General features: G+C 39.4%; 18 protein-coding genes and 3 pseudogenes. 20 read left to right on the forward strand and 1 reads right to left on the reverse strand.

What is annotated here, in order from left to right; genetic code table 11:
- The first annotated feature begins 110 nt into the window (after nt 1-110).
- The 19 genes and pseudogenes from leuO (at nt 111) to lpxC (ending at nt 22,816) form a co-directional block, all read left to right on the forward strand.
- Nucleotides 111-1,015: pseudogene (gene leuO / locus AC01GB_RS12310) on the forward strand (transcriptional regulator LeuO).
- A 385-nt stretch (nt 1,016-1,400) separates the two neighbouring features.
- Nucleotides 1,401-3,209 carry an AMP-dependent synthetase/ligase gene (locus AC01GB_RS12315; RefSeq protein ID WP_474452036.1) on the forward strand — a complete coding sequence of 603 codons (1,809 nt, stop codon included), beginning with the start codon at nt 1,401-1,403 and terminating at the stop codon, nt 3,207-3,209.
- A gap of 133 nt (nt 3,210-3,342) precedes the next feature.
- A pseudogene (cra, locus tag AC01GB_RS12320) lies at nt 3,343-4,350 on the forward strand (catabolite repressor/activator).
- Between the two features lie 647 nt (nt 4,351-4,997).
- A complete protein-coding gene (gene mraZ, locus AC01GB_RS12325; RefSeq protein WP_032115232.1) occupies nt 4,998-5,456 on the forward strand; it encodes a division/cell wall cluster transcriptional repressor MraZ in 459 nt (152 codons plus the stop codon).
- A 1-nt stretch (nt 5,457) separates the two neighbouring features.
- Nucleotides 5,458-6,411 carry a 16S rRNA (cytosine(1402)-N(4))-methyltransferase RsmH gene (gene rsmH / locus AC01GB_RS12330; RefSeq protein ID WP_474452037.1) on the forward strand — a complete coding sequence of 318 codons (954 nt, stop codon included), beginning with the start codon at nt 5,458-5,460 and terminating at the stop codon, nt 6,409-6,411.
- Nucleotides 6,412-6,413: 2 nt separating this feature from the next.
- Entirely contained in the window at nt 6,414-6,731 is a 318-nt protein-coding gene (ftsL, locus tag AC01GB_RS12335) for a cell division protein FtsL (RefSeq protein ID WP_474452038.1), read from the forward strand.
- Nucleotides 6,732-6,753: 22 nt separating this feature from the next.
- Nucleotides 6,754-8,523, forward strand: coding sequence for a peptidoglycan glycosyltransferase FtsI (gene ftsI / locus AC01GB_RS12340; RefSeq protein ID WP_474452039.1), 1,770 nt, complete (start codon nt 6,754-6,756; stop codon nt 8,521-8,523).
- Nucleotides 8,510-9,997 carry a UDP-N-acetylmuramoyl-L-alanyl-D-glutamate--2,6-diaminopimelate ligase gene (murE, locus tag AC01GB_RS12345; RefSeq protein ID WP_474452040.1) on the forward strand — a complete coding sequence of 496 codons (1,488 nt, stop codon included), beginning with the start codon at nt 8,510-8,512 and terminating at the stop codon, nt 9,995-9,997. The genes ftsI and murE overlap by 14 nt, the downstream gene beginning before the upstream one ends.
- Nucleotides 9,994-11,376, forward strand: coding sequence for a UDP-N-acetylmuramoyl-tripeptide--D-alanyl-D-alanine ligase (gene murF, locus AC01GB_RS12350; protein WP_474452041.1), 1,383 nt, complete (start codon nt 9,994-9,996; stop codon nt 11,374-11,376). Before murE ends, murF begins: the two co-directional genes overlap by 4 nt.
- On the forward strand, nt 11,370-12,452 hold the full coding sequence (gene mraY, locus AC01GB_RS12355; RefSeq protein ID WP_474452042.1) for a phospho-N-acetylmuramoyl-pentapeptide-transferase: 1,083 nt from the start codon (nt 11,370-11,372) through the stop codon (nt 12,450-12,452). The genes murF and mraY overlap by 7 nt, the downstream gene beginning before the upstream one ends.
- A 2-nt stretch (nt 12,453-12,454) precedes the next feature.
- Nucleotides 12,455-13,760, forward strand: a pseudogene (gene murD, locus AC01GB_RS12360) (UDP-N-acetylmuramoyl-L-alanine--D-glutamate ligase).
- A 2-nt stretch (nt 13,761-13,762) separates the two neighbouring features.
- A complete protein-coding gene (gene ftsW, locus AC01GB_RS12365; protein WP_474452043.1) occupies nt 13,763-14,953 on the forward strand; it encodes a cell division protein FtsW in 1,191 nt (396 codons plus the stop codon).
- Nucleotides 14,950-16,017, forward strand: a complete 1,068-nt coding sequence (gene murG / locus AC01GB_RS12370; RefSeq protein ID WP_474452045.1) for an undecaprenyldiphospho-muramoylpentapeptide beta-N-acetylglucosaminyltransferase — start codon at nt 14,950-14,952, stop codon at nt 16,015-16,017. Before ftsW ends, murG begins: the two co-directional genes overlap by 4 nt.
- 103 nt (nt 16,018-16,120) lie before the next feature.
- Nucleotides 16,121-17,554 carry a UDP-N-acetylmuramate--L-alanine ligase gene (murC, locus tag AC01GB_RS12375; RefSeq protein ID WP_474452399.1) on the forward strand — a complete coding sequence of 478 codons (1,434 nt, stop codon included), beginning with the start codon at nt 16,121-16,123 and terminating at the stop codon, nt 17,552-17,554.
- Complete coding sequence (locus AC01GB_RS12380; protein ID WP_474452046.1) at nt 17,547-18,467, forward strand: D-alanine--D-alanine ligase; 921 nt, start codon at nt 17,547-17,549, stop codon at nt 18,465-18,467. Before murC ends, AC01GB_RS12380 begins: the two co-directional genes overlap by 8 nt.
- Before the next feature lies 1 nt (nt 18,468).
- Nucleotides 18,469-19,275 carry a cell division protein FtsQ gene (gene ftsQ / locus AC01GB_RS12385; protein ID WP_474452047.1) on the forward strand — a complete coding sequence of 269 codons (807 nt, stop codon included), beginning with the start codon at nt 18,469-18,471 and terminating at the stop codon, nt 19,273-19,275.
- Between the two features lie 49 nt (nt 19,276-19,324).
- Nucleotides 19,325-20,581 carry a cell division protein FtsA gene (gene ftsA / locus AC01GB_RS12390; RefSeq protein WP_180558732.1) on the forward strand — a complete coding sequence of 419 codons (1,257 nt, stop codon included), beginning with the start codon at nt 19,325-19,327 and terminating at the stop codon, nt 20,579-20,581.
- Nucleotides 20,582-20,635: 54 nt separating this feature from the next.
- A complete protein-coding gene (gene ftsZ, locus AC01GB_RS12395; protein ID WP_474452048.1) occupies nt 20,636-21,802 on the forward strand; it encodes a cell division protein FtsZ in 1,167 nt (388 codons plus the stop codon).
- Nucleotides 21,803-21,898: 96 nt separating this feature from the next.
- Nucleotides 21,899-22,816 (forward strand): UDP-3-O-acyl-N-acetylglucosamine deacetylase, encoded by a 918-nt coding sequence (gene lpxC, locus AC01GB_RS12400; protein WP_474452400.1) that lies wholly within the window; start codon nt 21,899-21,901, stop codon nt 22,814-22,816.
- Nucleotides 22,817-22,903: 87 nt separating this feature from the next.
- On the opposite strand, the gene AC01GB_RS12405 is transcribed toward lpxC, so the two are convergent.
- Nucleotides 22,904-23,428, reverse strand: a complete 525-nt coding sequence (locus tag AC01GB_RS12405; RefSeq protein WP_474452050.1) for a DUF721 domain-containing protein — start codon at nt 23,426-23,428, stop codon at nt 22,904-22,906.
- 34 nt (nt 23,429-23,462) lie between these two features.
- On the opposite strand from AC01GB_RS12405, the gene secM reads away from it, so the two are divergent.
- Nucleotides 23,463-23,966 (forward strand): secA translation cis-regulator SecM, encoded by a 504-nt coding sequence (gene secM, locus AC01GB_RS12410; RefSeq protein WP_474452051.1) that lies wholly within the window; start codon nt 23,463-23,465, stop codon nt 23,964-23,966.
- Nucleotides 23,967-24,078: the final 112 nt, after the last annotated feature.

Consider the following 24,078-nt stretch of genomic DNA (forward strand, 5'->3'; position numbering starts at 1 on the left):
TTTAATGAATTTAATAATAAAACAATATACCTAAGTTAATAATTAATTGGGTTAATCTTTTATTTTTATTCATTGAACATACATATATATCAAGCGGAGTAAAATAATGACTGAACTACAACACAGTTTCAGCAACGAAAAAAGAGCGAAGCGATATTCATTTGCGAAATGTTGATTTAAATTTATTAACGGTTTTTGATGTAGTTATGCAGATGCAGAATGTGACCCGTGCAGCGCAAATTTTAGGTATGTCACAGCCTGCTGTCAGTAATGCTGTATCGCGTCTGAAAGTGATGTTCAATGATGAGCTTTTTGTTCGTTATGGCCGAGGTATTCAGCCAACTTCACGTGCTAAGCAACTATTTGGTCCAGTTAGACAAGCATTACAACTAGTGCATAATGAATTACCAGGTGCAGGATTCGAGCCAGAACAGAGTGAAAGAGTATTTAAATTATCAATATGTAGCCCGCTAGATATTCGTTTGGCAGCTAGTATTGTTGCTCTAGTTAAAGAGAATGCACCAAATATTGACGTAATTATTCAATCCTATCTTGATGATAATATTGCCCATAAATTAAAATATCAGGAAACAGAATTTGTTATTAGCTATAACGAATTTGATAAACCTGAATATTATCACCATCCATTATTTAATGATGAATTAGTTTTAGCTGTCTCTAATAATCACCCCAATATTAAAAATACAATTTCTGGTGATATATTACAGCGTGAAAAACATGCTGTTGTCTCCATGGATAATATGGGCTCTTTTAGTAAACCCTATTATCATAATAGAGATCTTTTTCATTCTATTATTTACCAAGGAACAGATTTAAATAGTGTATTAAATATTGTTTCTCAAAATCATTTTGTTGCTATTACTCCAAAATGGCTTGTTGAATATTATTCAAATCAATTAAATTTAAGATCAGTTGAATTAAACTGGGAAAAACAGCGCGTCCCTGTTATTTGATCTGGCATGAATCCACAACTCGTGACAAAGAGCATAAGTGAATTAAAACGCAATTAGGACAACTGAGTAACTAATAAATAGAATATTTTTTCGTATATTCTGCAAATAAGTCGACAGGAATAGATAATAACGTTTGAATTAAAGATAGTTTGTAAATTATCCCATTACAATTATCAAATTGATATATAAAATATTTTCTTTTATAAAAGCACTTTTATGCCAAGTCATTGATACGTTAGTGTGGATTTGGCGTGAACGTGTTTTTTAATTTCATTAAAGCCTCTTTTTTTATCCAGCAATTATGTATAATGGCGCTATTAGCTAACAGCTGTACGCTGAAATTATTTTTTATAACTTTAGCATATATAACCTGTTGTCATTAAATAATTATATTTGGTAAATAAAAGTTCACTAAGGGAAGATATTTTGACTATTGAGAATTTGCATTCTTATCATTTAGTTAACCAGTTTCAACAAAAGATTAATTCGCCAACTTTGGCTAAAAGAGTTGCTTTTAGAGAATGGTCAGCAGCTCATCAAAGACAATTAACATGGCAAGAAATTGGACAAAAAACAGAATCTATTTCTTTAGCATTACTTGAATTAGGCGTGAACGTACAAGAAAATGTCGCTATTTTTGCCGATAATGGTATGAATTGGTCTTTAACTGATTTGGCTATTTTACAACTTCGGGCAGTGACAGTGCCTCTCTATTCAACCAGTAGTGTCACTCAGGCTACTTATATCTTAAATGATGCTAATATTCGCATTCTATTTGTCGGTGATCAGGTTCAATATGATATAGCTAAGTCGTTATTTGAATTTTGCCCTAAATTGACTGATATTATTGTTTTTAATGAAGATATTGATATTTCTGATTGCCCAAAAGCTTCCCCTCTATCTGCATTAATAGCGAAATCTTCAACCCTATTTTTGGCAGAATTGAAACAGCGGATTGCACAACATCAATTAAGTGATTTATTTACATTAATTTATACTTCAGGTACCACCGGTGAGCCGAAAGGTGTGATGCTTGATTATGCCAATATGGCGGCTCAACTTTATTTACATGATAAACGCTTAACATTAACTGAGTCAGATATTTCACTCTGTTTTTTACCACTTTCTCATGTTTTTGAGCGAGCTTGGAGTTTCTATGTTATGCATATTGGCGCACAAAATGTCTATTTAACAGATGCTCAAAGTGTTAGAGAAGCTATGGTTGCAGTAAAACCCACGGTGATGTGCGCAGTGCCCCGTTTTTATGAAAAAGTTTATGCTGCCATAAATCAAAAAGTTGCCAAAGCGTCTTGGCTTCGTAGACAGCTTTTCAATTGGGCGCTTAGTCAAGGTAAACGTCATGTAGCACTGGCTCAACAAGGAAAAAAAGGCAATTGGTTGCACCGTTTTTTTTATAGTAATGCGGATAAATGGGTATTAACTAAATTAAAAATGATTTTAGGTGGTCGGTTACGTTTTTTACCTGCCGCTGGCGCTCATCTTGATGATAAAGTTATTAGTTTCTTTTTGGCTGTCGGTATCAATATCAAATATGGTTATGGTATGACAGAAACTTGCGCAACAATTTCTTGTTGGGAAGAGAATAATTATTGCTTAGGTTCGATTGGTACACCGCTATCTGATATTCAGGTGCGTATTGGTCAGGAAAATGAGATCCAGGTTAAAGGGCCTATTGTAATGAGAGGCTACTTTAATAAGCCAACTGAAACAGCACAGGCCTTTACCCAAGATGGTTGGTTCAAAACAGGAGATAGCGGTAAGCTTGATGCAGTCGGAAACTTGTTCATTATTGAACGGTTAAAGGATTTAATGAAAACCTCTAATGGTAAATATATTGCTCCTCAGTTGATTGAAGGGACATTAGGTCAAGATCGTTTTATTGAACATATTGCAGTAATCGCTGATGCGCGTAAATTTGTTTCCGCACTAATCGTGCCTTGTTTTGATTCACTGGAAGAGTATGCCCATTCAATTAATTTGAAATATTACTGTCGATTGGAGCTATTACGTAATAGTCGTATTGTTGAACTATTTGATTCACGCCTTAAAGAAATGCAAAAGAATTTTGCCAGTTTTCATCAAGTAAAACGTTTTACTCTGTTACCTATTGGTTTTTCTATGGAAAATGGTGAATTAACCCCGACTTTAAAATTAAGGCGTATGATCATCGCACAACGATATCAGCGTGAAATTGAATCCATGTACCAAGACTAAATTCTAATAGGGTTTTCATGGTGAAAAAAAGCAAATTTTGCGGTGAAAATATCTCTTCAGCAAGTTAAAATGGAGCAACATTTATTGTCTCAAGTTTTTGAGACTTTTCCTGTTTGTAAAAGGGGTCATCAACGTGAAATTGGATGAAATTGCCCGTCTAGCCGGAGTTTCTCGCACAACTACCAGTGATGTTATCAATGGTAAAGCTAAACAGTATCGAGTCAGTGATAAGACTGTTGAAAGAGTGATGTCTGTTGTTAAGGAACATAACTATTATCCAAATGCGGTTGCTGCAGGTCTTCGAGCTGGCCGTACCCATTCAATTGGTTTGGTGATCCCAGATTTAGAAAATACCAGTTATAAACGGATTGCAAATTATCTTGAGCGTAAGACACGTCAATGTGGGTATCAGTTACTTATTGCCTGTTCTGAGGATCAACCAGATAACGAAACTCGGTGTATCGAGCACTTACTAAAGCGTGAGGTGGATGCAATCATTGTTTCTACCTCTTTAGCCCCGGAACATCCCTTTTATCAGCGCTAGACTAACCGTTCCCTATCCATTATTGCTTTAGATCGCGCATTAGAACAACAGCATTTTATTAGTGTTGTTGGTGATGATTTACAAGATGCCAAAATGTTAGCAACTGAATTACACAAATTTTCGGTTAAAAAAGTTCTCTATTTAGGTGCGCTGCCAGAGCTTTCTGTTAGCTTATTACGTGAACAGGGATTTAGAGAATCTTGGCAAGATAATTCACATTCTGTCACTTATTTATATGCGAGTAGTTATGAATGTCATGCTGCTGAAGAAATTTTTGCGCAGTGGTTAAATCATAATTAAATGCCGGAAGTGTTTTTTACAACATCATTTTCTCTGTTACAAGGAGTAATGGACGTGATGTTAAAGCGTAATGGGCAATTAGCAAATGATATTGTGATTGCAACTTTTGGTGATAATGAATTGTTAGATTTTTTTACTTGTCCAGTATTATCGGTTGTTCAACGTCACCAAGCTATTGCTGATAAAGTAATAGAACTGGTATTAGCCAGTTTAAGCGAAAATAATAAGCCAAGCCTTGGTGTAACACGTATCCAGCATGACCTATGTAGAAGAGGTAGCTTAAGCCGTAAAATTTAACTTAAGTTAAAAATTATTTAATTAAATTTAAAAAATGCGCTATTAAAATGGCATATTTTTTAAAAATTAATAAACTAATAACAATAAATAGTAATAATTCGGATAATTCCTAATAAAATTGTTTTGAATAATAAGATTTACACATAAAATAGTCACGGACTGATTAGAATATTTTTCTATTCAAAGTATAGACTTTGTACGATAAGCGATATAAAAAATTACTGTATATTTATCAGAATGTGCAATATACTGATAAATAATATAATTTTTAAAATTTTATGACAAATCATTTTTGGGAAGTTTGATTAATTGTTATTTGTATGGATAAAGTGTTATCTGAAGGTTGATTTAAAATGAAGCATTGGTTGTGTATTTTAGTTTTTATTTCATTTTTTGCGAAATAAATAAGTTTCGGCAGTGAATATAAGTATAAAAATTAATTTATTCAATTTTATCATAATGTTAATTGTTTTTAATTTTTTACTCGTCAGAAAACCCACCCAATCATCTTCCAACATTATTCTGTAAATAAAACTAAAGCACCGTGCTGTTGCTTGACAAGATTTTCATACCCTTCGTAAACTCTATAGTAAGTGGGAAATTGTGGTGTAATGTGGTGATTTTTGTAATATAAGGGTTGAAGAGATATGTTTCGTGGCGCAACACTCGTCAATCTCGACAGCAAAGGGCGATTAACCGTGCCTACGCGTTATCGCGGTATGCTGAACGAGGAGTCTGAAGGTCAGATGGTTTTTACTATCGACCTTCATCAGCCGTGCCTATTACTTTATACATTACCTGAATGGGAAATTATTGAAAAAAAACTATCACAACTTTCTACTATGAATCCGGCTGAACGTCGTGTTCAGCGTTTATTACTTGGGCATGCCAGTGAATGTCAGATGGATAGTGCAGGTCGTCTTTTGCTCGCCAATACTTTGCGGCAACATGCCGGGCTCAAAAAGGCAGTTATGCTGGTTGGTCAAATTAATAAATTTGAGTTATGGGATGAGCAGACTTGGTATCAGCAAGTACAAACGGATATTGAGGCTCAACACAGCACAAATGAACCATTATCAACGAGGTTACAGGATCTATCTCTTTAATATGGCAGACAGCCGGTTTAAACACATCAGTGTGCTTCTTGATGAAGCAGTCAATGGATTGAATATAAAAGCAAATGGAATTTATGTTGACGGTACTTTTGGCCGGGGAGGGCACTCGCAATTAATTCTCTCCCGGTTAGGCAGTGAAGGGCGCCTGATCGCGATAGATAGAGATCCGCATGCAGTGGCAGCCGCTGAGAAAATGATCACTGATGACAGATTTTTAATTAAACATGGTTCTTTTTCTCAGTTACAGACATTTATTGCAGAAGAGGAATTAGTTGGCAAAATTGATGGCGTACTGCTTGATTTAGGTGTTTCATCACCGCAATTAGATGATCCAGAGCGAGGCTTTTCTTTTATGCGTGATGGACCATTAGATATGCGAATGGATCCGACGATAGGTCAATCTGCCGCTGAATGGCTGATGAAGGCGGAAGAATCGGATATAGCCTGGGTATTGAAAACTTATGGCGAAGAACGATTTGCAAAAAGAATTGCAAAAGCGATTGTGGCTCGTAACCATCATGCAGCGGAAGAGCCATTAACACGGACAAAACAACTTGCAGAATTGATAGCACAAGTTAGTCCGTTTAAAGAGAAACATAAGCATCCAGCAACGCGATCGTTCCAGGCAATTCGTATTTATATCAATAGTGAATTGGAAGAAATAGCAAAAGCATTAGAGGGTTCATTGAAGGTATTGGCACCGCAGGGACGGTTGTCGATTATTAGTTTTCATTCATTGGAAGATAGATTGGTTAAGTGTTTTATCCGTGAGCATAGCAGAGGACCAAAAGTCCCGGTCGGATTACCATTAACTGATGTGCAATTAAAAGCAATTGGTAGCCCGATATTGAAAGTGTTAGGCAAAATGAAACCGACAGCAAGAGAAGTTATCGAAAATCCACGAGCAAGAAGCTCAGTTGTACGTTTTGCTGAAATGTTGGAATGATAATGACTGCGGAAAAATATAGCTTAATTAGGATCATTGGTTACGATATTTTTCGGCACGGAGTTGTCCCGTTGATTCTATTGATAGTGATTATTATATCAGCGATTTCAATTGTCACAGTCAGTCATCAAACACGATTATTAACAGCACAAAAGGATTTGATGACAGAAGAAAAAGAATCTTTAGATATAGAATGGCGCAATTTGATTTTGGAAGAGAACTCATTAGGAAATCATAGTCGAGTTGAACGCCTTTCGCTTGAAAAGCTACAAATGGTCCATGTAGATCCGAGACAAGAACATATTGTGATTGCAAAATAGTTTTAGTCAATAGGTAAACAACATGAAGCCTGCGCGCTCAGTGAAGTATAGAAGACGGTACGAAGAAAAAGTTAGCTATGTTAGCTGGCGTTTCTTGCTATTGTGTGCGGGCATAGGATTGGCATTAATTGGTCTCATTATTCGTGTTACTTATCTACAAGTTATTAACCCGGAAGAGCTTGTTAAAGAAGGTGATATGCGTTCGCTTCGCGTTCAGAAAGTGACGGCTGCACGGGGCATGATAAGTGATCGTGAGGGGCGTCAGCTAGCAGTAAGTGTTCCGGTTTATGCTATTTGGGCTGATCCGAAAATAATTTACGAAAATGGTGGATTAACCAATGATGAACGTTGGCAAGCATTAGCGGATGAGCTAAGGCTCCCGCTTGAGCAAGTGAACCATAAAATTAGTCTTAACCCTAACAGTCGGTTTGCCTATTTAGCGCGCCAAGTGAATCCATCTGTTGGTGAATATATTAGCAAATTAAAAATAGCGGGTATTTATTTGCGTAAAGAGTCTCGCCGCTATTATCCATCTGGTCCAGTAGCCGCGCATTTAATTGGGGTAACAGATATTGATGGACAGGGAATTGAAGGAATTGAAAAAAGCTTTAACTATCTATTAACTGGGGCTCCAGGCGAAAGGATAGTGCGTAAAGATCGTTATGGGCGAGTTATCGAAGATGTTTCTTCCATTGATAGCCAGGTTGCCTACGACTTGGTATTAAGTATTGACGAACGCATACAGTCATTGGTTTATCGTGAATTAACACGCAGTGTAATGGAGAATAAAGCCGAGTCGGGTACTGCTATTTTAGTCGATGTTCATACGGGTGAAGTATTGGCGATGGCTAACAGCCCCTCCTATAACCCGAATAATCTTGCTGGTACTTCAACTCAAGTGATGCGTAACCGCGCGATCACCGATGTATTTGAACCTGGATCAACAGTTAAACCGATGGTAATCGTTAGTGCATTGAATAATGGAATTGTCAAAGCCAATAGTGTGCTAAATACTCAACCCTATATAATTAGTGGTCATGAAATTAAAGATGTAGCAAGGTATGGTGAGTTATCGATTACAGGTATTTTACAAAAATCAAGTAATGTTGGTGTTTCAAAGTTAGCGTTAGCGATGCCTGCCGATGAACTGGTAGACGTTTATGCTCGTTTCGGTTTGGGTAAACCAACAAATTTAGGGTTAATTGGAGAAAGTAGTGGCATCTTTCCTAATAAAAAAATGCGGTGGTCTGAATTTGAAAGGGCCACCTTTTCTTTTGGTTATGGGCTAATGGTAACACCATTACAGTTAGCGAGAGTTTATGCAACAATTGGTAGTTTTGGTATTTATCGCCCGCTATCAATTACAAAAGTTGATCCGCCGGTATCTGGAGCTCGTATTTTCCCTGAGGCGATTATGCGGACGGTGGTTCGCATGATGGAAAGTGTTGCATTGCCTGGTGGCGGTGGTGTTCGAGCCGCAGTTAAGGCTTATCGAATAGCAATTAAGACAGGGACAGCAAAAAAAGTTGGTAATGATGGCCATTATATTAATCAATATATTGCTTATACGGCTGGCGTAGCACCGGCAAGTAACCCTCGTTATGCCCTGGTTGTGATTATCAATGAGCCTACTGCGGGGAAATATTACGGTGGTGCTGTTTCTGCGCCCGTATTTGGAGCCATTATGGGCGGCGTTTTACGTTTAATGAATATAGAGCCTGATGCATTGACCTCAGATGATAATGAATTAGTAATTAACAAGATAAAAGAGGATACAGGTGGCAGATCGTAATCTACGCGATTTACTTGCACCACTGGGTGTTAACGCGCCAGATAAGGTGTTACGAGAAATGACGCTTGATAGCCGTAAGGTAGCGGCAGGAGACCTATTTTTAGCAATTAAGGGCCATCAAACAGATGGACGACAATATATTTCTCAAGCGATAGCGCAAGGTGTCGCCGCAATTATTGCTGAAGCACAAGGCGAGACAGAAGCTGGAGCGATTCGATATATGCATGGCGTCCCTGTCATTTATATTAATGATCTGAATAATCAATTATCACTGTTAGCGGGAGAATTTTATCAACATCCAGCTGCAAAATTGCGATTAATTGGTGTAACAGGAACAAATGGTAAAACAACCACTACTCAGCTAATTGCTCAGTGGGCTAAAGGACTGGGCGAAGTCAGTGCCATAATGGGCACGGTGGGTAACGGAATATTAGGACAAATTGTACCTAGTGAAAATACCACCGGCTCGGCGGTTGATGTTCAGGCTGAATTGCAGTTGTTGGTTGACAAGCAGGCAACCTTAGTGGCGATGGAAGTTTCCTCCCATGGCTTAGTGCAAGGTCGGGTTGCTGCTATTCCTTTTACCGCTGTTGTGTTTACTAATTTAAGTCGTGATCACCTTGATTATCATGGTGATATGCAAAATTATGCAGCGGCAAAATGGTTATTATTTTCAACCCATAAATTTGATAAACAGATTATCAATGTAGATGATGATACCGGTTTGCAGTGGCTTGCAAGATTACCACAAGCATGTGCAGTTTCGATGGAGGATCGCATACCTACCGATTGGCAGGGTGCTTGGGTGCTAGTGGAGCAAGTTGATTATCATGATCGTGGGGCGACTATTCATTTTAATTCGACTTGGGGAAAAAGTTCGCTAGAAAGCCCACTAATGGGGGCTTTTAATGTTAATAATGTCATGTTAGCCATGGCGACACTTTTAATGATCGGTTACCCATTTGATACGGTGATAAAATCATCACATGCTATACAACCGGTCTGTGGACGAATGGAAATCTTCACCTCACCAGGACGGCCAACGGTTGTTGTCGATTATGCTCATACTCCGGATGCACTCGCAAAAGCATTAATTGCGCTCGGTCCCCATTGTAGTGGCAAACTTTGGTGTGTATTTGGTTGTGGTGGTGATAGAGACAAGGGTAAACGTGCATTAATGGGCAGTGTGGCTGAACAGTATGCTGATATTGTGGTGGTAACCGATGATAATCCACGTAGTGAAGAGCCAAAAGCCATAATCGATGATATTTTAAGCGGTTTTCTTGATGCTGGTCGGGCAATGCCGATTGTTGGGCGAGTGGAAGCGGTCACTAGTGCGATTATGCAGGCCGATACTGATGATGTCATATTAATTGCCGGTAAAGGTCATGAAGATTATCAAATTATTGGTGATCGTCGACTCGATTATTCCGATCGCTTGACGGTAGCCCGGCTATTGGGGGTGATGGCATGATCCCTATTTCATTGAAGCAATTGGCTACTGTAACCCAAGGTGCTTTACAGCAAATAAATGATCAGCAGGCAGCGAGTTTATGGCTGGATACGGTAACAACCAATAGCCGCCAGCAACCCATTAATGGTTTATTTATTGCTTTAAAGGGTGAACATTTTGATGGTCACCCTTTTGCTAAAGAGGCTATTGCAGCTGGTGCTACGTCATTATTAGTTGAGCGGCCGTTAACTATTCACTGCCCACAAGTTATTGTTAAAGATACGCGTTTAGCTATGGGGAAGTTAGCCGCTTGGGTTCGATCACAAAGCAAAGCTAAGGTTATAGGGCTAACGGGCTCTTCTGGCAAAACTTCGGTTAAAGAGATGGTGGCCGCCATTCTATCACAATGTGGTACAACACTTTTTACTGCAGGTAATTTCAATAATGATATTGGTGTGCCGTTAACGTTATTTCGATTGACGGCAGAGCACCAGTATGCAGTGATTGAAATGGGAGCCAATCATATCGGTGAAATTGCCTATACCACTAATATGGTTAGACCGGATAGTGTATTGGTTAATAATTTATTTGCTGCTCATCTTGAAGGTTTTGGTTCATTAGCGGTTGTTGCTAAGGCAAAGGGCGAGATTTTTCAGGGATTAGCGGAAACAGGAACGGCAGTTATTAATTTGGCTAGCCATGATTGGAAAAATTGGCAATCTTATTTTAAACAACAACAAACCATTTGGCGTTTTTCTATAGAGAAACAGCAACAGGCTGATTTTTATGCGGAAAATATTACCACGAAATCAATAGGTAGCGAATTTGAGTTGCATACACCAATCGGTATTGTCTCAATATTATTACCCTTAGCCGGTAAACATAATGTTGCTAATGCATTAGCGGCTAGTGCTTTAGCTATGTCTGTTGGTGCGACGCTTAAGCAAATAAGACTTGGATTGGCAGTTGTTCAGCCGGTATCAGGTCGTTTATACCCAATTCATTTAGCGCCCGGTAAACTTATTTTAGATGACACCTACAATGCCAATACCGGCTCTATGATTGCTGCTGCTGATGTTTTATCTCAAATGCCTGGATACCGTATTTTGGTGGTCGGTGATATGGGTGAATTAGGCGATCAGACCGAAAAATGGCATCAAGCAGTCGGCTTGGCGACTCAGCAAATGAAGCTTGACAGAGTGTTAAGTATTGGTCAACAAAGTGTCGTTATTAGTCAACAGAGTGGCTGCGGTGAGCATTTTGCTTCTAAAAAAGAGTTAATTGCAAAACTGATCCCATTGATAAAAGAACACGAAACGGTATCAGTTTTAGTTAAAGGTTCGCGCAGTACAGCAATGGAAGAGGTTGTACACGCCTTACAGGAGTGCTTTTTATGTTAGTCTGGTTAGCCGAATATTTAGTTAAATATTTTTCTGGCTTTAATCTTTTCTCCTATTTGACATTTCGGGCTATTACCAGTTTGTTAACGGCTTTGGTGATTGCGCTATGGATGGGGCCCCATTTGGTTTCCTATTTGCAAAAATTACAAATAGGTCAGATTGTGCGTGATGAAGGTCCCGAATCGCATTTTAGCAAACGTGGCACACCTACCATGGGCGGTGTGTTGATTTTATCTTCTATTGTGATTTCAGTCATGCTATGGGCGCGGTTAAATAATCCATATGTTTGGTGCGTATTAGCCGTTTTATTGGGATATGGTGTTATTGGCTTTATTGATGATTATCGTAAAGTGGTACGTAAAAACTCTAGAGGGTTGATTGCTCGTTGGAAATATTTCTGGCAATCCGTATTGGCTTTGGGAGTAGCATTTGCTCTATATAGCACAGGTAAAGATACGGCAGTCACTCAATTGGTTGTACCATTTTTTAAAGATGTCATGCCACAACTTGGTCTGTTTTATATTTTACTGACTTATTTTGTCATTGTTGGCACAAGTAATGCAGTTAATTTAACTGATGGACTAGACGGTTTAGCGATTATGCCAACCGTTTTTATTTCGGCAGGTTTTGCATTAGTGGCTTGGGCAACGGGTAATTTCAATTTTGCCAACTATTTAAAAATTCCTTATATCAGCCACGCAGGTGAATTAGTCGTGGTTTGTACGGCAATTGTTGGTGCCGGTTTGGGATTTTTATGGTTTAACACCTATCCTGCGCAAGTTTTCATGGGCGATGTTGGCTCATTGGCATTAGGCGGTGCATTGGGAACGATTGCGGTTTTATTACGGCAAGAATTTTTATTATTGATTATGGGTGGTGTGTTTGTTGTTGAAACCTTATCGGTAATTTTACAAGTTGGATCATTTAAACTGCGTGGTCAACGCATTTTTCGGATGGCGCCGATCCACCATCATTACGAATTAAAAGGATGGCCTGAACCTCGAGTCATTGTGCGTTTTTGGATCATCTCATTAATGCTGGTATTGATTGGATTAGTAACATTGAAGGTACGTTAATAATGGCTAATTATCAGGGTAAAAAAGTTGTCATCATCGGGTTAGGCCAGACAGGTCTATCTTGTATCGACTTTTTTCTCTCGCCAGGTTGTGCCACGCGTAATTGATACCAGAATAACACCGCCAGGTAAGGATAAATTGCCGGCGGAAGTCGCCTACCACTGTCGTAGTTGGAATAGTGAATGGTTGATGACGGCTGATTTGATCGTTGCAAGCCCCGGTATTTCGCTTGCTACTCCAGAATTAAAAAAAGCCGCAGATAAAGGTATTGAAATTATTGGTGATATTGAACTTTTTTGTCGTGAAATAGATAAACCGATAGTTGCTATCACCGGTTCTAATGGTAAGAGTACGGTTACAGCATTAGTTGGCGAAATGGCAAAAGCAGCTAATTGGCAAGTGGCAGTTGGTGGCAATATTGGAACGCCGGTGCTGACATTATTAGCAAAAGATTATGATTTGTATGTATTAGAGCTTTCTAGTTTTCAGCTTGAAACAACATCAAGTTTAAAGGCTGCGGTAGCAACCATATTAAATGTGGCAGAGGATCATATGGATCGGTATCCGACAGGTGTTGAACAGTACCGCGCGGCTAAGTTACGAATTTATGCTGGCGCTAAAGTTTGTATTATTAATGAACAAGAACCACAAATTTGGCCACTATTGGGCCGTGATGCACGTTGTATCAGTTTTGGCATTAATAGTGGGGATTATCAATTAAATACACGTTGCCAAGAACTACAAATAAAAGGGCAACCGATTATTGATACCGCTGAAATACGGTTAGTTGGGCAGCATAACTATCTTAATGGCGCGGCTGCGCTGGCTTTAGCGGATGCGGTGAAGATTCCAAGAAAAGCAAGTTTAACGGCATTAACTCAATATGCAGGCTTGCCTCATCGTTGCCAATTAGTTCATCAGAATCAAGGTATTCAATGGGTTAATGATTCTAAAGCAACGAATGTTGGCAGCACAGAAGCAGCTTTAAAAGGTTTACAAGTAGCTGGAACGCTTTATTTATTATTGGGTGGGGAGGGAAAGTCAGCAGATTTTTCACCTTTAAAACCCTATATCTCAGCAAAAAACATTAAATTGTGCTGTTTTGGCCGTGTTGGTTATCAATTGGCACAATTAAAACCGAATAGTTTGTTACTAGATACAATGGAGCAATGTCTGCGCGCCATCGCACCAGTATTGAAAGCCGGTGATATGGTACTTCTTTCACCTGCTTGTGCTAGCTTCGACCAATTTCGTAACTTTGAACAACGAGGTGATAGGTTTAGCCAATTAGCAAAGGAGTTAGGTTAAGAATGATATTTAACTTCAAACGACTAAAAAATTGGGCTAATGGTGAGCCGGATAACGATGTTCTGGATACGATCCTTTATGATCGTACTTTGGTTTGGCTTACATTAGGTCTGGCTATAATTGGTTTTATTATGGTGACATCAGCATCGATGCCAGTTGGGCAGCGTTTAACGCAAGATCCTTTTTTCTTTGCTAAACGCGATGTTATCTATCTTATTTTATCATTTGGTTTAGCTTTATTAGTCTTAAATATTCCAATGGTGTGGTGGGAAAAATATAATTTTTTATTATTGATAACCTCCCTAATATTGTTATTAGTGGTATTGGTTGCCGGAAGCTCAGCTAATGGAGCTTCTCGTTGGATTAATACGGGTATTGTCCGTATACAGCCGGCTGAGATCGCAAAATTAGCTTTGTTTTGTTATGTATCCAGCTATTTAGTCAGAAAAACCGATGAGGTGCGAACGCGGTTTTTGGGCTTTATCAAACCGATGTGCATTTTAATATTAATGGCTATTTTACTGCTATTGCAACCTGATTTAGGTACAGTAATTGTGCTGGTTGTGACAACTTTAGCACTGCTATTCCTTGCAGGTGCTAGATTAGCACCGTTTATTATCGGTATTGTTATTTGTGCGGTAGGTGTTATTGGCTTGATCTATTTTGAGCCTTATCGTTTGCGTCGAATAACCTCTTTTCTCAATCCATGGGCGGATCCTTTTGGCAGTGGCTATCAATTAACACAATCTTTGATGGCGTTTGGGCGTGGTGAATTATGGGGCCAAGGTTTAGGTAATTCTATCCAAAAATTAGAATATTTGCCTGAAGCACATACTGATTTTATTTTCTCAGTTTTAGCGGAAGAACTTGGTTATATCGGTGTTGTGTTAGTGCTTTTAATGTTATTTTTCGTTGCTTTGCGCAGCATGATGATTGGCAAACGGGCATTAGATGCAAAGCAACATTTTTCCGGTTATCTAGCCTGTTCAATCGGTATCTGGTTCACTTTCCAAGCGTTGGTTAATGTTGGCGCTGCAGCCGGAATGTTACCAACTAAAGGGTTGACACTACCGTTAATTAGCTATGGTGGCTCTAGCTTATTAATTATGTTTATTGCCATTGCTATCTTGTTACGTATCGATTTTGAAACACGCCTTAAGAGAGCACAAGCATTTGTAAGGAGAACGAAATGAGCCAACCAAAACGCCTCCTGGTGATGGCAGGCGGTACTGGAGGACATGTTTTTCCCGGACTGGCAGTGGCTAATTATTTAAAGCTACAAGGTTGGGATGTTCGTTGGTTAGGAACTGCTGACCGGATCGAGGCAGATTTAGTTCCTAAGCATGGCATTGAGATTGAATTTATAAACATTTCTGGTTTACGTGGTAAAGGTATCAAAGCATTGCTGGTAGCTCCGTTTAAAATTATTAAAGCAATAAAGCAGGCAAAAGTGATTATGCAGCGCTATCAACCTGATGTCGTATTAGGCATGGGAGGATATGTTTCTGGCCCGGGCGGTATTGCTGCCTGGTTATCTAATATTCCAATTGTACTGCATGAGCAAAATGGGGTAGCAGGTTTAACCAACCGGTGGTTAGCTAAAATTGCTAAGCGTGTTTTACAAGCATTTCCAAGTGCATTCCCTAATGCTACGGTAGTCGGAAACCCAGTTCGTGAGACGGTATTAGCCTTACCTGAACCTGAAGAACGTTTAATCGATCGTGAGGGCGCTATTCGAATTTTAGTGACAGGGGGTAGTCAAGGGGCAAGAATTTTAAACCAAACATTACCCGAAGTAGCAGCTCAACTAGATGGAAAAGTGACTATTTGGCATCAAGCGGGTAAAGGTGCTCAGCACATGACGGAAACTTTATATAAAAAGTTATGTGGTAAATCAGATAATTATAAAGTAACTGAATTTATTGATGATATGGCTGAGGCTTATGCTTGGGCTGATATCATCATCTGTCGAGCAGGTGCTTTAACGGTAAGTGAAGTTGCTGCTGCCGGCTTACCAGCAATTTTTGTTCCTTTTCAGCATAAAGATCGGCAACAGTACTGGAATACATTACCGTTAGAGAAGGCTGGAGCAGCGAAAATTGTTGAGCAGCCGCAATTTTCAACGGATGCGTTGGTGAATCTATTAAATCAATGGTCGCGTCCGCAGTTATTGGATATGGCAAAAAAAGCACGAGCGACATCGATTACTGACGCAACTAAACGTGTAGCGGCAACCTTAATTGAAGTTGCTAAATGAAACCGATTTTACATTGCAGAATGTTGAAATCAGCGATAGAAATAGTGAAGAGAGTAAATTGAATACACAACAATTAGCCAAATTAAGAGCAACAGTGCCTGAAATGCATCGGGTTAGGCATATCCATTTTGTTGGTATCGGCGGTGCTGGCATGGGCGGTATTGCTGAAGTATTGGCTAACGAGGGTTATGAAATTAGTGGTTCTGATTTGTTACCTAATACGATTACTGAGCAATTAATAGACCTTGGCGCAAAAATTTATTTTAATCACCGACCAGAGAATGTGGCAAATGCTTGCGTTGTTGTCGTATCTACGGCAATCGCTGTCGATAATCCAGAAATTATTGCAGCACGAGAAGCTCGTATTCCGGTTATTCGACGCGCTGAAATGTTGGCTGAATTAATGCGTTTTCGTCATGGAATTGCTATCGCAGGAACCCATGGCAAAACAACGACTACCGCAATGATTGCCAGCATCTATGCGCAAGCAGGGTTAGATCCAACTTTTATCAATGGCGGATTAGTGAAAGCAGCAGGAGTTCATGCACGTCTAGGGACTAGCCGCTATTTAATTGCAGAAGCCGATGAGAGTGACGCTTCTTTCTTACATTTACAACCACTAGTTGCTGTTATAACAAATATTGAAGCAGATCACATGGAGACTTATGATGGTGATTTTGAGAAATTAAAACAGACTTTCATTAGTTTCTTACATAATCTGCCATTTTATGGTCGAGCAATATTATGTATCGATGATCCTGTGGTGCGTTCGCTGCTACCGCAAATAGGTCGTTATATTACCACTTATGGTTTTAGTGATGACGCAGATGTGCGCATTAAATCCTATGAGCAACGAGGCAATCAAGGTTTCTTTACTGTAGCGCGAGAAAACCGAACTGATTTAGCGTTTATCTTGAATGCACCAGGTCGTCATAATGCATTAAATGCAACTGCGGCTATTGCGATGGCGATGGAAGAAGGAATTGATGATAGTGCTATCTTGACTGCGCTAGAAAAATTTCAAGGCACGGGTCGACGTTTTGATTTCTTAGGTAATTTCGCTTTAGCTGAAGTTAATGGCAAAAAAGGTAGCGTTATGCTGGTGGATGATTATGGTCACCATCCAACAGAAGTTAATGCTACTATTAAAGCAGCAAAAGAAGGATGGCCAGATAAACGTATCGTGATGGTTTTTCAACCTCACAGATATACTCGCACGCGTGATTTATATGATGATTTTGCCAATATTTTAGAGCAGGTTGATGTATTGATAATGCTAGATGTCTATCCGGCAGGAGAGGAGCCTATTCCTGGTGCAGATAGTCGCTCATTATGTCGGACAATTCGCAATCGAGGCAAATTGGATCCTATTTTTGTCGCTGAACATGAGCAAATTAGCGAAACATTAGCACAAATTATCGAAGATAACGACCTGATACTTATACAGGGAGCTGGTAATATCGGCAAGATAGCACGTAATCTGGCTGACACAGATTTACGGCCAATGCTAACAAATGAGGGAAAGGATCATGGCTGATAAAGTTGCCGTGCTTTTAGGCGGAAATTCAGCCGAAAGAGAGGTGTCACTGCAATCTGGTGAGGCGGTAGTAAATGGCTTGCGTGATGCTGGAATAGATGCCTATCCAGTTGATATTAAATATTTTTCTGTCATCAAATTAAAAGAAGCTGGTTATAATAGAGTTTTTATTGTTTTACATGGACGCGGTGGTGAAGATGGCACGGTGCAAGGTGTTTTAGAATTTTTAGGTTTACCCTATACCGGTAGTGGTGTTTTAGCTTCATCACTTTCGATGGACAAGCTACGTACTAAACAGTTATGGACGGGGATAGGTTTACCGATTGCACCCTATATAGCACTGGAGAAACAACAGTTAGCAATGATGTCAGATGAAATGCTTTTTGAGTCTGTTTATCATTTGGGCTTACCGCTTATTGTGAAGCCAAGTCTTGAAGGTTCAAGCGTTGGTATGAGTAAAGTAACCACTTTGCCTGAATTAAGAATAGCGCTCGAGTTTGCTTTTCGTTATGACAAAGATGTGCTGATTGAGAAATGGCTAAATGGGCCTGAATATACCGTGGCAATTGTAGGGGAGCAGGTACTGCCTTCGATTCGTATTCAACCGGTAGGCGTTTTTTATGATTATGATGCCAAATATCTCTCTAATGAAACACAATATTTTTGTCCTAGTGGGTTGAAAACTAAAGAAGAACAACAATTGAATGAATTAGCGTTAGCGGCTTATAAGGCGGTTGGTTGTACTGGTTGGGGACGCGTTGATGTCATGAGGGATAACAATGGTATTTTTTATTTATTAGAAATTAATACCTCACCGGGAATGACCGGTCATAGTTTAGTACCCATGGCTGCGAAACAAACAGGAATGAGTTTTTCACAGTTAGTTAAAAAGATTTTGGAATTGGCTAAGTAATATGCCGCAGGCATCATTGAACGTTCATAATAAAGCGCCTAAAGCGCCTAAAGAGCGTCACAACGATGGCGGCCGAAGTAATGGTTCTTATTTGGCAGGTATTATCTTCTTCTTGATAGTATTGGGTACTATTATATGGAGTGGGTGGATGGTATTAAATTGGATGAAAGACGTTAATCGATTGCCTATTTCCAAGCTGGTGATCACTGGAGAACGCCACTACACCCGTGATGATAATGTTAGAAAAGCAATATTGGCACTATGTATGCCGGGTACATTTATGACTATTGATGTGAATGCGATCCAGAATCAAATAAAAACCATGCCATGGATAAGGCAAGTTACGGTACGTAAACAATGGCCGGATGAACTAAAAATTCATTTAGTGGAATATAAGCCTTATGCCAAATGGAATGATACCTTTTTTATTAATGCAGAAGGCTCTGTTTTTAGCTTACCAGCGTTACTAAATGTTAAAGGTAATTTCCTAATGCTATATGGTCCACAAGGCAGCCAGAAAGAAGTATTAGAGATGTATCGTGTTATGCAACAGCAACTAGCGCCACATAATTTTAGCATTAAGTCAGTATCAATGACTGCACGACGCGCGTGGCAATTAGTTTTAGCGAATGATATTCGATTAAATATCGGTAAACAGGATATTAAAGAAAGATTAAACCGTTTTGTTGAGCTTTATCCACTATTAAAACAAGTGACAGATAAACGTATTGGATATATAGATTTGCGATATGGTAGCGGTGCTGCGGTAGGTTGGTTACCACTTTTAGCCGAACCTGTTACACACTGAATTGAAATAGTTTGAGACTGCTGATTGATCAGATACAGGCAAATTAACGATGATTAAAACGACGGACAGAAAATTAGTAGTTGGTCTTGAAATTGGAACTTCCAAGGTTTCTGCGCTGGTTGGTGAAATTCTGCCTGATGGGATGGTAAATATTATTGGTGTCGGCAATTGTCCATCTCGAGGGATGGATAAAGGCGGTGTGAATGATTTGGAATCAGTCGTTAAATGTGTGCAGCGAGCTATTGATCAAGCAGAATTGATGGCGGATTGCCAAATATCATCGGTTTATCTGGCGCTTTCTGGCAAGCACGTTAGTTGCCAAAATGAAATAGGTATGGTGCCTATTTCTGAGGATGAAGTTACTCAAGATGACGTAGATAGCGTAGTTCATACTGCTAAATCTGTCCGGGTCCGTGATGAGCATAGAATTTTACACGTTATACCACAAGAATATGCGATTGATTATCAAGAAGGAATTAAAAATCCAGTAGGACTTTCAGGTGTACGTATGCAAGCTAAGGTACATCTAATTACTTGCCATAATGATATGGCCAAAAATATTGTCAAAGCAGTTGAACGTTGTGGTTTAAAAGTAGATCAATTAATTTTTGCCGGTTTAGCGTCAAGTTATTCCGTTTTAACAGAAGATGAACGTGAATTGGGGGTATGTGTCGTCGATATTGGCGGAGGAACTATGGACATAGCCGTTTATACTGGCGGTGCACTGCGCCATACCAAGGTTATACCCTATGCTGGTAATGTCGTGACAAGTGATATTGCTTATGCATTTGGTACTCCCCCTAGCGATGCGGAAACAATAAAAGTTCGCCATGGATGCGCATTAGGTACTATTGTTAGTAAAGACGAAAATGTTGAGGTACCAAGTGTAGGTGGACGGCCGCCAAGAAGTTTACAACGTCAAACATTAGCTGAAGTTATCGAGCCACGTTACACAGAGTTGCTAAACTTAGTAAATGACGAGATTTTGAAATTGCAAGAACAATTACGCCAGCAAGGTGTTAAACATCATCTGGCAGCGGGTATTGTCTTAACAGGAGGCGGTGCTCAAATTGATGGTCTAGTCGAATGTGCCCAAAGAGTATTCCATACTCAGGTACGCATCGGTAAGCCATTAAATATAACTGGTTTAACGGACTATGCACAGGAGCCTTATTACTCCACAGCTGTCGGGCTCCTGCATTACGGTAAACAGACTCATCTTGGGAATGAAGCCGAAATGGATAAGCGTACATCAGTGAGTAGTTGGTTTCATAAAATCACTAGTTGGCTGAGAAAAGAATTTTAATTTTGTAAGAAGCAAATCTTCGCTTCTATATAAGGCACAAAACGGAGAGAGATTATGTTTGAACCAATGGAATTAACCAATGACGCGGTGATTAAAGTCATCGGCGTTGGCGGTGGCGGTGGCAATGCCGTTGAACACATGGTGCGTGAACGCATCGAAGGTGTTGAATTCTTCGCTGTTAATACAGATGCTCAGGCATTACGCAAAACAGCAGTAGGACAAACTATTCAGATAGGCAATGGTATTACTAAAGGCTTGGGAGCAGGAGCGAATCCTGAAGTTGGTCGTAATGCCGCTGAAGAAGATCGTGAAGTCTTGCGCAATGCGCTTGATGGGGCAGATATGGTCTTTATTGCTGCTGGTATGGGTGGTGGTACGGGCACCGGCGCAGCTCCTGTTGTAGCCGAAGTTGCTAAAGAGCTTGGTATACTGACGGTAGCGGTTGTGACCAAACCTTTCAACTTTGAAGGTAAAAAACGCATGGCATTTGCTGAAACAGGGATCTCAGAACTGTCTAAGGATGTTGATTCCTTGATTACCATTCCGAATGATAAATTATTAAAAGTGCTTGGACGCGGTATTTCTTTGCTAGATGCATTCGGTGCCGCCAATGATGTGTTGAAAGGAGCGGTTCAAGGCATTGCTGAGCTTATTACTCGTCCAGGTTTAATGAATGTCGATTTTGCAGATGTTCGTACCGTCATGTCTGAAATGGGTTATGCTATGATGGGATCAGGCGTAGCACGAGGTGAAGATCGAGCTGAAGAAGCGGCAGAAATGGCAATTTCCAGCCCCTTGTTGGAAGATATCGATTTATCGGGCGCTCGTGGTGTATTAGTTAATATTACCGCAGGTTTTGATTTACGGCTTGATGAATTTGAAACAGTGGGTAATACCATTCGTGCATTTGCCTCTGATAATGCAACAGTTGTTATCGGTACTTCACTGGATCCTGAAATGAATGATGAGTTACGGGTGACCGTGGTTGCTACAGGAATTGGTATGGATAAGCGACCAGAAATCACATTGGTTACTAACAAAACAGCCCAAAAATCATCGCTAGAGCAGCGTTATCAGCAGATGCAAGGCTCAATGCCGGCTATGACGCCGTTAACAGAGGAAAAATCTGCTGCTAAAGTGGTGAATGAGCAAAATATGCAATCAAATAAAGAGCCGGACTATCTTGATATTCCAGCTTTTTTAAGAAAACAGGCTGATTAGTTAACAATTGATTGGTTTCTCTGCTTTTTGTGCTAAAATATCTTGCTAATCTTGGAGTGAGGATTAGCAAGACTGTTAACGATGTGAGAGAAAATGATGATCAAACAAAGGACACTAAAACGTATTGTTCAAGCGACGGGCGTCGGTTTACATACTGGCAAGAAAGTCACTTTAGCATTGCGTCCAGCACCGGCCAATACTGGGGTCATCTACCGCCGTACAGATTTAAATCCACCGGTTGATTTCCCGGCTGAGGCAAAATCGGTACGTGATACTATGCTATGTACCTGCTTGATCAATGAAGATGATGTACGTATTTCAACGGTAGAACATTTGAATGCTGCATTGGCAGGGCTAGGAATTGACAATATTATCATTGAGGTAGATGCACCAGAAATTCCAATAATGGATGGAAGTGCTGCGCCTTTTGTATTTTTATTGTTAGATGCAGGCATTGAAGAGTTAAACCGCGCCAAGAAATTTCTTCGTATTAAAGAGAGTGTCCGAGTTACAGATGGTGATAAATGGGCTGAGCTAGCACCTTATAACGGATTTAGCTTAGATTTCACTATCGATTTCAATCATCCTGCTATTAATAGTAGTACTCAACGTTATAAACTAGATTTTTCGGCAAAATCTTTTGTTAGAGATATTAGCCGTGCGCGTACGTTTGGCTTCATGCGTGATATTGAGTATTTACAATCTAAAGGGCTATGTTTGGGAGGTAGCTTTGATTGTGCGATTGTTGTTGATGATTATCGCGTATTAAATGAAGATGGCTTGCGTTTTGAAGATGAATTTGTGCGTCATAAAACGCTAGATGCTATTGGTGATTTATTTATGTGTGGTCATAATATCATTGGTGCTTTTACCGCGTATAAATCAGGCCATGCATTGAATAACAAATTATTGCAGGCTGTTTTAGCGACGGAATCTGCTTGGGATATGGTGACGTTCGAAGATGAATCTGAAATGCCAGTCGCATTTAAAACACCTTCGACAATAATAATCTGAAATATATTATTTTAAGCAGGATATTCTAACTATGGTACATCAGTGGATTATTCTCTCTCTTACGTTACTTGCTTTGATACTTTTTATTCAACACTCATCTTTATTGCTAGTTGCTTTGGTATTCTCTCCGGCCAATGCAGCTAGCCGCTCTAATTTTTCCTTTAGTTTTTTTGGACTTCTTTTTGCTAGGTTACGAATTGTCTTTGCACTTTCTTTGCTTAGCTGGCTTATTATCTGTTTTGATGGTTTTATAGCTATTTGCTGAAATGATAAGCAATTTTTTGAATTTTTAGATGATAATGATGGATTAATCATTATATTGATTGAGGATAAAGATGGTAAAATAGTGTTACGTAATGTTGAGAGTAGCGTGGGAAGTTCATAGTTTAGTCGTACTTTTCGGCTAGCATTTGTAACTTCTAGAATAAGAATATGTTGACGATAATTAGCGACTCGACACCAAGCCTTTAACTCGATAGGTAGTAGGCTGATAACAGTATTATTGAGTTTAATTAATGCCTGCGCGCGTTGTTGAATGGTTTGTAAGGTATTGGACTCAAGGTTGCTCTCTTTTAACAAAATATTTAAAGATTGGGGATAACTATCGCGCATTTTTTACTCCAACTCTTATATTATATGATATTCAATGAATATATTAGATCTTTGGCGACATTTTGGTAAGCGATATTTTTGGCCGCACCTGTTATTAGGTATTGTAACGGCTAGTATTGGTATACCTACAACTTTGGCAAAAGTGACTGAAAATATGTCATATACTAGCCAGTTATTACCCCATTATCAGCAAAATTTAGCATTAGATTATCTAATAGCTGCCAGTAAATATCGTATTTTTTATAATTGTGGCGCAAATTATTGGCATCAGCATGCTTTACGTAATATGATCCGTCAGCTGACTTTTGTTTTTTCAGCCCAAGAGACACAAAAGCAGCTGGATGCCAACTTAAGTGCGCACAACAAACCAATTTCGCTTTATAATATGCTTGACACTCTTTACTCTATGATTAATTTGAGTGTTTTTCATCCAAATGAGCAAAATTTCAGCTATTTATTAACACAATCTTCTTACCACATTACCTACCAAACTGCGCTATGGGTTGCTTGGGGTCAGGGTATTCGAGCTGGGCCTTAACACAAATTTCATAGACTTTTCGTTGAGTCTTATAGCAACCATTGTTCAACTGAATATATTAATTATATCGATTGAAAATAGATAATATAGGCGGATTCTAACAAGAACACTG

Source organism: Candidatus Arsenophonus phytopathogenicus, assembly GCF_056113345.1.